General features: G+C 70.1%; 9 protein-coding genes. 5 read left to right on the top strand and 4 right to left on the bottom strand.

Annotated elements, in window-relative coordinates:
- The 4 genes from D7Y11_RS38165 to D7Y11_RS38150 all read left to right on the top strand — a co-directional run.
- On the top strand, positions 1-1101 hold a 1101-nt coding region (locus tag D7Y11_RS38165; protein ID WP_148139261.1), incomplete at its 5' end, for a polymer-forming cytoskeletal protein.
- A gap of 209 nt (positions 1102-1310) precedes the next feature.
- On the top strand, positions 1311-2657 hold the full coding sequence (locus D7Y11_RS38160; protein ID WP_121755720.1) for a 2Fe-2S iron-sulfur cluster-binding protein: 1347 nt from the start codon (positions 1311-1313) through the stop codon (positions 2655-2657).
- Entirely contained in the window at positions 2654-4144 is a 1491-nt protein-coding gene (locus D7Y11_RS38155; protein ID WP_121755721.1) for an FAD-dependent oxidoreductase, read from the top strand. Before D7Y11_RS38160 ends, D7Y11_RS38155 begins: the two co-directional genes overlap by 4 nt.
- 278 nt (positions 4145-4422) lie before the next feature.
- Positions 4423-5208, top strand: coding sequence for a serine protease (locus D7Y11_RS38150; RefSeq protein ID WP_120580696.1), 786 nt, complete (start codon positions 4423-4425; stop codon positions 5206-5208).
- Between the two features lie 11 nt (positions 5209-5219).
- Here D7Y11_RS38150 and D7Y11_RS38145 read toward each other — a convergent pair whose 3' ends face one another.
- Positions 5220-6095 (bottom strand): SDR family oxidoreductase, encoded by an 876-nt coding sequence (locus D7Y11_RS38145; RefSeq protein ID WP_120580697.1) that lies wholly within the window; start codon positions 6093-6095, stop codon positions 5220-5222.
- 143 nt (positions 6096-6238) lie between these two features.
- Between D7Y11_RS38145 and D7Y11_RS38140 the strand changes: the two genes are divergently transcribed.
- Positions 6239-6700, top strand: a complete 462-nt coding sequence (locus tag D7Y11_RS38140) for a universal stress protein (RefSeq protein WP_120580698.1) — start codon at positions 6239-6241, stop codon at positions 6698-6700.
- A 15-nt stretch (positions 6701-6715) separates the two neighbouring features.
- Here the strand turns inward: D7Y11_RS38140 and D7Y11_RS38135 are convergent, their stop codons facing one another.
- The 3 genes from D7Y11_RS38135 to D7Y11_RS38125 all read right to left on the bottom strand — a co-directional run bounded on the left by D7Y11_RS38135 (position 6716) and on the right by D7Y11_RS38125 (position 11363).
- Positions 6716-7396 carry a Fe2+-dependent dioxygenase gene (locus D7Y11_RS38135; protein ID WP_120580699.1) on the bottom strand — a complete coding sequence of 227 codons (681 nt, stop codon included), beginning with the start codon at positions 7394-7396 and terminating at the stop codon, positions 6716-6718.
- 39 nt (positions 7397-7435) lie between these two features.
- The gene (locus tag D7Y11_RS38130; protein WP_233597433.1) at positions 7436-9673 is read right to left on the bottom strand and encodes a TonB-dependent siderophore receptor; all 2238 of its coding nucleotides are present in this window, start codon (positions 9671-9673) and stop codon (positions 7436-7438) included.
- Between the two features lie 337 nt (positions 9674-10010).
- A complete protein-coding gene (locus D7Y11_RS38125; RefSeq protein ID WP_121755722.1) occupies positions 10011-11363 on the bottom strand; it encodes a PepSY domain-containing protein in 1353 nt (450 codons plus the stop codon).
- Positions 11364-11737: the final 374 nt, after the last annotated feature.

Below are 11737 nucleotides of genomic sequence, written 5' to 3'. Positions count from 1 at the left end.
CCGCCCACCCTGGACGAGGACGCGACGCCGGAGGAGGCCCGCGAGGCACGTGAGGAGGCCCGTGAGGAGGCGAGGCGCGCTCGCGATGAGGCCAAGCAGGCCGCGAAGGAAGAGGCCGAGGCCGCCAAGCAGCGCATCCGCGAGGAGATCCGCAGCTTCCGCGACAGCTTCAAGCACAAGAAGGGCAAGCGCGGCGCCCGGGACGTGGTGGCGCGCGGACAGAACCTGGAGGTGAAGGAGGGCGAGTCCGTGGAGAGCGCCGTCGTGTACGGCGGCAACCTCATCGTGAAGGGCACCGTGGAGGACGACGCGGTCGCCTTCGGCGGCAACCTGGAGATCCAGGGCCACGTGGAGGGAGACGCGCACGCCTTCGGCGGCAACGTCATCCTGGGGCCCAACGCGCAGGTGGAGGGCGACGTGTCCGCCTTTGGCGGGCAGGTGCAGAAGGCGGACGGCGCCATCGTGGAGGGCAGCCTGGAGTCCTTCGGCGGCGCGGGCCTGGGCCGCATGGTGGCCGGTGAGATCAAGCGCGGCATGCAGGACGGGCAGAACCACGACGCGTCGGTGGACCACGACGACGATGACGACCACGACGGCCGCGGCGGGGGCCTTGCGTCCTTCATCCTCCAGTTCGCGCTCCTCTTCGGCCTGGGCTTCCTGGGGCAGATGTTCTTCCCGGCGCGCATGAAGGAGCTGGGCGATGAGATCCGCGCCAACCCCGCCCGCAACTTCTGGGTGGGCATCGTGGGCGCGCTGGCCCTCATCCCGCTGACCATCGTCCTGTGCATCACGCTCATCGGCATCCCGGTGGCGTTCGCCCTCCTGGTCGCCTCCATGCTGGGCACGGCGTTGGGCTACGCGGCCATCGCCAGCGAGGTGGGCACGCGGTTGCCGGTGATGCGCGGCCGCAAGACGCAGGCGGTGGTGCTCGCCCTGGGCCTGGGCCTCATCCTGCTCATCAGCCACATCCCGGTGGTGGGCGTGCTGCTCAACCTCATCCTCAACCCGCTGGCCTTCGGCGCGGTCATCCGCACCCGGTTCGGCTACCGCGGCCGGGGCATGCCGGAGCCCATCTTCCCCCGGAGCGAGCACCCGGTTTGACGCACCCGGCCTGACGGCCCCCCGGATTGCCACACCGCATCATGAAGCCCCGCTCCCAAGCGCACCGGGAGTGGGGCTTTTCCTTCTCCAACAAGTGCCGGGCTCGCGCGCCATCACCTGCGCTGTCGTCACGGGGTGTTGACGGTGGGCGGGCGGCCGCTGACAGGCTTTGACCGGCTCCGTCGGGTGCGCCATTTTGCGCGGCACCCATGCGACGCCTCCCAGACGCAACCCCGCGCGGCAGGGCCATCACCGTGGACCTCGAGGGCGAGAGCATCCCCGCCATCGAAGGCGAGCCGGTGGCGTGCTCCCTCATCGCCGCGGGCGAGAACGTCCTCTCCCGCTCCGTGAAGTACCACCGCCCGCGCGGGCCGTACTGCTTCGCCGCGGCCTGCTCGCACTGCCTCATGCGCGTGGACGGGCTGCCCAACGTCTACACGTGCCGCACCCCCGCGAAGGAGGGCATGCGGCTGGAGCGGCAGAACGCGTACCCGTCCGCGAAGGTGGACATCTTCGAGACCATCGACTGGTTCTTCCCCAAGCGCCTGGACCATCACGAGATGTTCGCGGGCGTGCCGGTGGCGGAGGACGTGATGGCGCGCGTGGCCCGGCAGCTGGCCGGCCTGGGCCTGTTGCCCAAGGCAGCGGGCCCGGAGCCCCTGCCCCCTCGCACCTTCCACACCTCCGTCGCGGTGGTGGGCGGCGGCGCGGCGGGCCTGGAGGCGGCGCGGGTGCTCGCCGGACAGGGCGTGCCCTTCCTGCTCTTCGAGCGCGACGCGAACCTGGGCGGACGGCTGGCCCACGGCGCCCCGGAGGAGAACGCGCCCTTCGTGCCGGAGGCCACCGCGTTCCCGCAGGGCAGCGTGGTGCGCAACGCCACCGTCATTGGCCTGTATGACGACGAGCACGGGCGTTACCTGGCGGTGGCGTCGCAAGAAGCGGCGAACCTGCGGCTGCTCAAGGTCTACGCGAAGCGCTTCCTGCTCACGGTGGGCGGCCATCCCCCCACCCTCCCCTTCGAGAACAACGACCTGCCCGGCGTCATCGCGGGCCGCGCGGCCAGCCTGCTCCTGCGCAAGCACGACGTGGCGCCCCAGGTGGCGACGCTGGTGGGCCACGGCCCGGAGCTGCACGCGCTGGCGCACCTGTTCACCCAGCGCGGCGTGGAGGTGGTGGCGGTGGTGGACCTGAAGGGCCCGCTGCCCGCGAACGCGCACCCGAAGGCCGTCATTGGTGACGGGCTCAAGGCCCACGGCCTGCGAGGCGTGACGGCGCTGAGCTTCACGCCCCAGGGCGGGCGCAAGCAGAAGGTGTCGTGCGACGCGGTGGTGGTGTCCGTGCCGGTGACGCCGGGCTTCGAGCTGGCGCGCCAGGGCGGCGCGAAGGTGGAGTTCGACCCGGACGCGGGCCACTTCCGCGTGGATGCGGACGCGGACGGGCGCACGCAGGCGGCGGACGTGTTCGTCGCGGGCGACGTGGCGAAGGTCGGCACGGCAAAGGACGCCGCGGCCATGGGCGCGCGCGCGGCGCAGGCGCTGCTGGGAGGGCTGTCATGAGCAAGGCGCTCGTCTGCACCTGCGAGGACGTCACCGTCACGGACGTGGAGCACGCCATCGAGCGCGGCTACCACGACGTGGAGTCGGTGAAGCGCTACACGGGCTTCGGCACCGGCATCTGCCAGGGCAAGAGCTGCCACGCCGCGGTGGCCGCACTGCTCAAGCAGAAGGCCCCGGCGCTCAAGCCGGAGGGCGTGGTGCCCTTCACGCCGCGCCCGCCGCTGTACCCCACGGAGCTGCGCGTGCTCGGCAGCGCTCCCGTGGACGAGTCCGTCCCGCCCGTGGGCGGCGTGCCCCAGGAACTGGAGCACTTCCCGTCCGCGCTGCGCCCGGAAGGGCCGGTGCCCCAGAAGGCGAAGGTGGTCATCATCGGCGGCGGCATCATGGGCCTGTCGCTGGCGTACAACCTGGCCCTGCGCGGTGAGACGGACGTCGTCGTGCTGGAGCGCGGCTACCTGTGCGCGGGCGCGTCCGGCCGCAACGGCGGTGGCGTGCGCATGCAGTGGGGCACCCCGGCGCTGATTGAACTGGCCAAGCGCTCCATCGACCTGATGAAGGGCTTCGCGCGCGACCTGGGCGTCAACGTGTGGCTGCGCCAGGGTGGCTACCTGTTCCTGGCCAAGCGCAAGGACACCGCGTACCGCCTGGATCGCAACGCCGCCCTGCACAACAAGTACGGCGTGCCCACGCGCATCATCACCGCGGACGAGGCGCGGCAGATCGTCCCGGACCTCACGATGAAGGACTGCGTGACGGCGGCCTACAACCCGGAGGACGGCGTCATCTTCCCCTGGGCCTTCCTGTGGGGCTACGCGCAGGGCTGCGTGAAGCGCGGCGTGAAGGTGGAGACGTACACCAACGTCACCGGCTTCGAGACGAGCAACGGCCAGGTGCGCAAGGTGAAGACGGACCGGGGCGACATCGCCTGCGACACCGTGGTGCTCGCCTCCGGCGCGTGGAGCCCGCAGGTCGCGAAGCTGGCGGACGTGACGCTGCCCAACGAGCCGCACCGCCACGAAATCCTCAGCACCGAACCGCTCAAGCCCTTCCTGTCGCCGCTGGTGTCGGTGCTCGACACGGGCCTGTACTTCAGCCAGTCCATGCGCGGTGAAATCGTGGGCGGCATGGGCGACCCCAAGGAGCCCGCCGGCCCCAACATGGGCAGCACCCTGCGCTTCGTGGCCCGCTTCGCCCAGGCCCTCACGGAGCAGCTGCCGCACGTGGGCCAGGTGAAGGTGCTGCGCCAGTGGGGCGGGCTCTACGACGTCACCCCAGACAACAACCCCATCCTCGGGCGCACCCCCGGCATGGACAACCTGCTGCAGCTGTCCGGCTTCGTGGGCCACGGCTTCATGATGGCCCCCGCCGTCGCGGAGCGGATGGCCCGGTGGATGACCTCCGGCGACTCCGACGAGCTCTTCACCCGCTTCAACCTCCGCCGCTTCGAGGAAGGCACCCTCGAGCGCGAGGACATGATCATCGGCTGAAGAATTCCGCCCTCCCCGCCCCTGTCTCCGCCTGGGACAGGGGCGCACCCCGCATGTCCGTGAAAACGGCACTCCCGGAAAATCACGCAAGTTCCCGGGATGGCTGGGGATTCGCCGCGGATTGTGACGTTTCTTTACAAACGCAACCGGATTGCACGGAGCATCCACGCACCACTGTCACGGGGGCGTGACGCCGGGCTCCCTCTGACGGGCGCCATGGCACGGGGCGTGCGTAGGCCCCCCGCGCCGCGCAATGCCGCGCGGGGGGAGATTCAGTGATGGCCGCGAAGAAGCTCGTGGGTGCGATGCTGGTGATGGGCCTGACGGCGTGTGGTTCCGTGGAGCCCATGGACGTGCCGGACGCGGAGCCGCTCGCGTCGCAGGAGTCCAACGTCATCGTGGGCTCGCTGAACTGGGTGAGCGCCACGTCCCTCACGGGCACGCAGCGCACCAAGTCCCTGGCGGTGGGCTACCTCTCCATCCCGGCGGTGGGAAGCCGCTGCACGGCGTGGCTCGTCTCCAACGACGTCATCATCACCAACAACCACTGCGTGGGCAGCGCGTCGGAAGCGGTGGGCGCGCGCGTGTCGTTCAACTACGAGGACGGCGTCGCGTCCGCTTCGCGCGTCTGGTACCCGTGCGCCACGTTCATCAAGACGTGGAGCGGTGACGACATGACGGCGCTGCGCTGCTCGGCCGTCAACGGCCAGCTGCCCGGCCAGGTGTACGGCTTCCTCACCGTCGCCACCGCCAACGCGGCGACGAACGCCACCGTGTACGTCGTGAACCAGAACTGCGACTACTACACGACGTCGTCCTGCGTGCCGACGAAGAAGTCCTCGCCGGGCAAGGTGCTCAACGGCAACTACAGCACCACGGACATCTCCTACGACGCGGACACGCTGGGCGGCTCGTCCGGCTCGCCCGTCATCTCCACGTCCACGAACCAGGTGGTGGCGCTGCACCACATCGGCGTCGGCGGCAACTCGCAGGGCCGCGGCACGGCCAACACCGGCGTGAAGGCCACGCGCGTGAAGGCGCGTCTGGCCGAAATCGGCCTGTAGTCGCCCGTCGTCTACGTCGCGGACGAAGGCTCCCCTCTGGCCAGCAGCACCGGCTGGGGGGGCGCATCCGTTCCGGTGGGCCCGGTCGGCTTCAGGAGCAGCGTCCGCTTGAGGCCGCCCAGCGCCAGCCGCCCCAGGCCCCGCTTGAAGGAGCGCGGCAGGAAGCGCAGCAGCCGCATCACCCAGCGGTGCCCCAGGCCGGGGTACACCAGCGCCTCGCCCCGCTCGAAGCCCTCCAGGGCCTCGCGGGCGCACTGGCGCAGGGACAGCTCGAAGAACGGCGTCACCTCTCCGTCCAGGTGCGGCTCCAGCGCCAGCGGGCCGGGGGCCACGAAGGTGACGGGGATGCCCGCGTCCTTCAGCTCCAGGCGCAGCGACTCACTGAAGCCGTCCAGGAAGCGCTGCGTGGCGGAGAACGCCACTGCCCCCGGGAGGAACAGGCGCGCCGCGCCCGAGCCCACCGTGAGGATGCCGCCCCGCCCGCGCTCCAGCATGGGGCCCAGCAGGCGGTGGGTGATCATGGCCGGGGCCAGCACATTCGCATGCACCAGTTCCTCGATGCGCTTCCAGCGCTCCTCCGCGTACAGGCCGCTGGAGGAATGGTCCGCGTTGTTGATGAGCACGTCCACGCGGACGTAGTGGCGCTCCAGGTGCTCGAACAGCGCGTCCACGGCGCGCGGATCATCCAGCCGGCACGCGCGGATCATCACCCCCAGGGTGGGGTTCCGGACGAGCAGCTCCTCCCGCAGGCTCCCCAGGTCGTCCACGTCGCGCGCGACGAGCACCAGGGTCCTGACCCGGGGGGAGAGCAGCCGGGCAAGCTCGCGGCCGATGCCGCCAGCTGCGCCGATGATGAGCACGGTACCGTTGTCGATGGGAGGGCGCATAGGGGGGCAGGACCTCGGACAGGAAGGTGTCCATGCGCGGATGGCCCTGCGTGCCCGCCCCGCTGCTCGGCTCTCCCTGCACGCCCCCTTGCCCTGGAGGCGGTCGGGCATTAACCGTTCATTGTTCCCACAGGAGGACACCCATGGCTGGCCCTTCACGCATCCTCGTGCCGGTGGACCTGAAGGACGGTTCCCGGTCCGTCGTGGACTACGCGCTGCAACTCGCCCGCCCCTTCGGCGCGACGGTGGACGTCCTGCACGCCTGGGAGCCGCCGCAGTACGTGGCGCCGGACCTGCTGGTGGCCTCGCCCGGCTGGGACGCAACCTCGCTGGAGGCGATGGCGCGCGACACCGCGGGCAAGGAACTGGAATCCCTGCTGCGCAAGGTGGACGGCACCGCGCCTGTCGCCCTGTCCCACCGCGTGGTGATTGGCGAGGCGGGCAACGTGGTGCTGGAGGAGGCCGAGCGCGGGAAGTACGACCTCATCGTGATGGGCACGCACCAGCGCAAGGGGCTCACCCGCATGCTGCTGGGCAGCGTGGCGCAGAAGGTGGTGGGCCGCGCCGCGTGTCCGGTGCTCACCCTGCACGTCAGCCCGGAGTAACGGCTCCGACGCGGCTCAGGGCTCCGCCCACTGGCGCAGGAGGTTGTGGTACACGCCCGTGAGCATCACCAGCGCGGGGCTCTTGGGCACCTCGCGGGTGAGCTGCATGATGGACGTGTCCATGTCGAAGAGCAGCGAGCGCTGCCCCGCGTCGCGGATCATGCTCTGGATCCAGAAGAACGACGCCAGCCGCACGCCGCGCGTCACCGGCGTGACGTGGTGCAGGCTGGTGGACGGGTAGACGATGAGGTCCCCCGCGGGCAGCTTCGCCGCGTGGTTGCCGTAGGTGTCCTCCACCACCAGCTCACCACCGTCGTAGCTGTCCGGGTCGCTCAGGAAGAGCGTGGCGGACACGTCCGTGCGGATGCGCTGGTTCGTGCCCAGGATGGGCCGGATGGCGTTGTCCACGTGCGAGCCGAAGTCCATGCCGGACTCGTAGCGGTTGAACAGCGGAGGGAAGACGCGCTGGGGCAGCACGGCGGAGATGAACAGCGGGCTCTTCTCCAGGCCGGCCAGCACCAGGTCCCCCAGCTCCCGGGCAGCGGGGCTGCCTTCGGGCAGCTGGAGGTTCTTCTTCACCTGCATGGACTGCTTGCCGGCGGTGGTCCGGCCGTCCTCCCACGCCGCCTTGTCGAAGACGGCGCGGCAGTGGGCCACCTGCTCGGGCGTGAGCACCTGCGGGATGTGCACCATCATGATGAACGTCCTCCTACGCCCGGCGGGAATTGCGCGCGACTAGAACCGCACGTGCGCTGAGAGCAGCGCCGAAACACCGTCCGCCGGCACGGCCTGACCGCCGTAGTACGAGTCGTAGTAGAGCTTGTCGGTCAGGTTGTAGACGTTGAGCTGCAGGTCCACCTTCTTGATGGAGTACGAGGCGAACGCGTCGAAGCGCCAGAAGTTGGGGACCTTGGTGAGCAGCACCGTCGCGTTGGCCGGGTTGTTCACCGGGGCCACGTCCTGGTAGGTGGCGCCGCCGCCCACGGACAGGTTGTCCAGGATGGCGTACGTGGTCCACAGCGAGAAGCTGCGCTTGGGCGTGTTCACCAGGCGCTGGCCCACCAGGAACTCATTGCTGTGCTCGCGGATGCTCGCGTCCAGGAACGTGTAGTTGGCGAACACGTTCCAGCGGCGCACCGGCGAACCCGCGATGCCGAGCGCGTAGCCCTGCACCCGCTGCTTGCCCTCCAGCACGGTGGGCGGGCCGTCCGGATCCGAGTTCGGCACGCGCGCGTTCAGCTTGTTGGTGCGGAAGAGCGCGGCGTTGACGCTCAGGCGCTCCGCGATGAGGTCCGCCTTGGCGCCGACCTCGAAGGTCTCGTTCTTCTCCGGATCCAGCGTGACGGTGTCGTTGGCCAGCGTGGCCAGCTCCGCGCTCGGGTTCTGGGACGTGCCGTACATGCCGTAGACGCTGGTGTTCTCCGCCGGGTGGAGCACCAGGCCCACGCGCCAGTTGAACAGGCTGTTCTCCTGCTCGAAGGCGGCCACGTCACCGTTCGCGGCCTGGGTCTCGTAGTCGCTGTGCAGGTTGTCCAGGCGCAGGGTGCCCAGGACCTCCACGTACTTGCCGATCTGGATCTGATCCGACGCGTACGCGCCCAGGTTCCACTGGCGGCTGTAGTTGGTGGCGCCCGGGACGCGGTTCACGCCGGACAGGTCCGGGCTGTTGTCCGGCTCGAACAGGTCCGCGGGCAGGTTGCCGCTGGCCGTGGTGAGGTTGACGCGGCCCAGCTCACGCTGCTCGCGGGACACGTCCAGGCCGAAGTTGGCGGTGTGCTTGAGGAAGCCCGTGTTGAACACGCCGCGCACGTCCAGCTGGTCCGCGAAGTAGGTGTTGTCCGTGGACGTCTCGAAGCGCTGGCGTCCGATGGTGGTGGGGTCCGTGGCCGGCGTCAGGCCACGCGGCGCGGTGGGCCGGGCGAAGCGGTCCACGCCGCCGTAGCGCAGCGTGTTCGTCAGGCGGAAGGTGTTGCCCAGGTCCGCCAGCAGGCGCGCCGAGCCGATGTGGACGTTGACGAGCTCCGCGTCGCTGTCCTTCACGCCGTAGAAGTTCTCACGGGGCACGTCCAGGGTGACGCCCACGGGGTAGCCGTTGAAGTACGGCTGGCCGTAGTCCGGCACGCTGTCCTCGTGCTGGTAGAAGTAGTCCACTTCCAGGGCGACCTTGTCCGCCAGCTGGAAGCGCGCGGACGGCGCGATGCCCGCGCGGTTCTCCTTCACGACGTCGCGGCCCGCGACGCCCGCCAGCTGCCCCACGGCGCTCACGCGGAACTGCACGCTGTCGGAGAGCTCCTGGTTGACGTCCGCCTCGATGCGGCCAATCGGCGCCGTGCCGCCGGACAGGCGCAGGTCCGTGAAGGAGCCCTTGCGCGCCTTCTTCGTCACCAGGTTGATGGCGCCGCCCGTCGAGCCACGGCCGAACAGCACCGACGACGGGCCGAAGTAGACCTCCACGCCCTCCAGGTTGAACGTGTCGCGGGTGAACCAGCCCAGGTCCCGCACGCCGTCGCGCAGCGTGTCCGTCTGGGCGGAGAAGCCGCGCAGCGAGAAGGAGTCACCCTGGCGGCCACCCTCGCCCGCCGTCACCGTGATGCCGGACACGTTGCGAAGCGCGTCGCGCAGCGTCATCGCCTGCTGCTCCTCCATCACGCGCTCGGGCACCACCGTGATGGTCTGCGGCGTGTCCACCAGCGGCCGCGGCAGCCGGGCCAGGCTGGGCTCGGTGACGTTGTACTTCTCCGTCTCGCCCTCCACGGACACTTCCGGCAGGACGTACGCGTCGTCCTGACCGGCCTCCGCCTCCGGCGCGCCCGTGGGCGCGGACTCCGGGGTGCGCTCCGGGGCCGGGGCATCCTGGCCCACCCGGGGGGTCTCCGCCGGCCGGGACTCCTGCACCGGCGCGGACGTCTCACCCGTCACCGGCGTCTCCTGCGCCACCGCGCCACCCGCGGCCAGCGCGGAGGCGAGACCCACGGCAGCGGGCCCCCAGGGCCAGAGCGTGCCGCGCACGCCTCCAGGGTTGCCATTGGAAGAGCGGATACCAGTACGACCGGGCTTGGCTGTGGACACGAATCCCCTCGGAATGGGAGGCACTGCCTAAATGAGAATGATTCTCATATGCAGGACCCTGATTCGCGTTACAAGAAATTTCTTCCCGTCAACACCCTGATTTCCAAAGACAGGCGATCGCAACGGCACTGCCTTGCATCAGCCAGCCGAATGCCACACGCCGCCGAGTGAAAACGATGCGGCCCGGATCCACTCTCGCGGTCCGGGCCTCAGGGCTGTCTGGGTTTACTGAATTGTCACATCAGGCGGCGTTTATATTCGTTTCCGCGGGCGGTGCCACCGGGGCCGGGGGCGCCACGGCCTGCGTCTTCCGGCGAGGGACGAAGCGGCGCCAGGAGAGCGCATAGCCGGTGTAGACGAGGAACACGGCGCCGAAGGACGCGAGCGCCGCGATGAGCTGGCCCACCCACCCGAGCGCCTCGCCGGTGTGCAGGAAGCGCAGCCACGTGCGCACCTTCCGGCCGCTGTTGAAGTCCGCGTACGTCTCCGTCTTCAGCGTCTGGGCCGTGAACGGATCCAGCGACACCGTGTTGTTGGCGAAGAGCGGCCAGCGCTCCTGCTCGCGGACGGTGAAGGCGCTGGCCTGCGGGCCCTTCGGACCACCGCGACCTTCCGCACGGCCTTCGCCGCGAGGACCACCCTCGCCGCGAGGACCACCCTCACCGCGCTGGGCACCTTCGCCACGCTGGCCACCCTCGCCTCGCGGGGCGCCTTCGGGACGGCCGCCGGGGGCGCCAGCGCCCGGAGGCGTGGCCAGGCGCAGGGTGATGGTCTCCCAGGCGTTGGACTGCTTCATCACCGCCGCGAACTGCGCATCCAGCGGCTGGGGCTGCGTCCCTGGCGCGGGCGTGGGAACGACGACGGGCGCCGCGGCCATGGGTCCCTGCGCGGCGGGCGGCTCGTTGCCGGTGAGCGTGAAGACCAGGTTCGACGCCCACTTATAGGAGATGACCGCGCCGGACGTGGTCAGCACCACCAGCACGGGCAGCGACCAGAAGCCGATCACGTTGTGCCAGTTGAAGTCGCGCGCCTTGCCCTTGAGCCCGCGGCGGAACCACAGGATGGGCCGCATGGCGCGCAGGTTCCACTTGCGCGGCCACCACAGGAACAGGCCCGTGAGGCCCAGGAACAGGAACGCCAGGTTGGCCACGCCGGTGATGGCCTTGCCCACGGCGCGGTTGTCGCCGGACGCCGCGAGCCAGCGGTGCAGATCCTCCATCGTGTGGAAGAACGACCGCCAGCCCTGAGCGCCCGGCTCGCGGACTTCACCGGTGTAGGGATTGACGTAGACCGTGGCGCCGCGGCCCAGGGCCACCGACACCACGCTCTCCGCCCCGGGGTACACCGTCACTCCGGAGGGCGGCACGGCGGGCTTCGCCTCCTTCACCTTCGCGAGCATCTCCTCCAGCGTCAGCTTGGGAGCCCCCTCCGCGGGAGGCGTCACGTGACGGGCGTCACGGTCCGCCCATTCGATGATCTGCGACTCGAACGCGATCGCCGCGCCCGTGAAAGACATCACCCCGACGACGAGCCCCACGATGAGGCCGCAGATCAGGTGGATCCAGAAGAGAATCGAGCGGAGCTTGGGATTCATGAAGGCTTCTACGGGACCGCGAAGGAACTACCTCAGGGCGAACTTCACCGGGATCACGACCTTCACGCGCACGGGCGCGCCGCCGTGTCCCAGGGCCGGCGAGAAGCGCCAGCCCGACACGGACTCGAGCGCGGCCTCGTCCAGGCCCGGCACCGAGCGATGGATGCGCGGCGAGCCCGGCTCCACCGCGCCGTCCGTGCCAATCACGACCATCACCATCACCACGCCGGTGATTCCATCCTCGCGGGCGCGGCGCGGATACTCCGGCTTGCCGGACAGCAGCACCGGCAGCTTCATCACCTCGCGCGGCGTATAGATGGGCGGCGCGGTGCCCTGCCCACCCTGTCTCTTGTACACATCTGACGCTGCCGACG

This window comes from Corallococcus sp. AB018 (genome assembly GCF_003986945.1).
In the GTDB taxonomy this organism is placed as follows: domain Bacteria; phylum Myxococcota; class Myxococcia; order Myxococcales; family Myxococcaceae; genus Corallococcus; species Corallococcus exiguus.
This window is presented reverse-complemented; position numbering and strand designations above follow the sequence as displayed.

What these genes read in the sequence shown, in the direction of transcription:
- D7Y11_RS38155 (WP_121755721.1), top strand. Translation starts at nt 2,654, where the DNA reads ATGAGCAAGGCGCTCGTCTGCACCTGCGAGGACGTCACCGTCACGGAC.
- D7Y11_RS38125 (WP_121755722.1), bottom strand. Translation starts at nt 11,363, where the DNA reads ATGAATCCCAAGCTCCGCTCGATTCTCTTCTGGATCCACCTGATCTGC.
- D7Y11_RS38140 (WP_120580698.1), top strand. Translation starts at nt 6,239, where the DNA reads ATGGCTGGCCCTTCACGCATCCTCGTGCCGGTGGACCTGAAGGACGGT.
- D7Y11_RS38150 (WP_120580696.1), top strand. Translation starts at nt 4,423, where the DNA reads ATGGCCGCGAAGAAGCTCGTGGGTGCGATGCTGGTGATGGGCCTGACG.
- D7Y11_RS38135 (WP_120580699.1), bottom strand. Translation starts at nt 7,396, where the DNA reads ATGATGGTGCACATCCCGCAGGTGCTCACGCCCGAGCAGGTGGCCCAC.
- D7Y11_RS38160 (WP_121755720.1), top strand. Translation starts at nt 1,311, where the DNA reads ATGCGACGCCTCCCAGACGCAACCCCGCGCGGCAGGGCCATCACCGTG.
- D7Y11_RS38145 (WP_120580697.1), bottom strand. Translation starts at nt 6,095, where the DNA reads ATGCGCCCTCCCATCGACAACGGTACCGTGCTCATCATCGGCGCAGCT.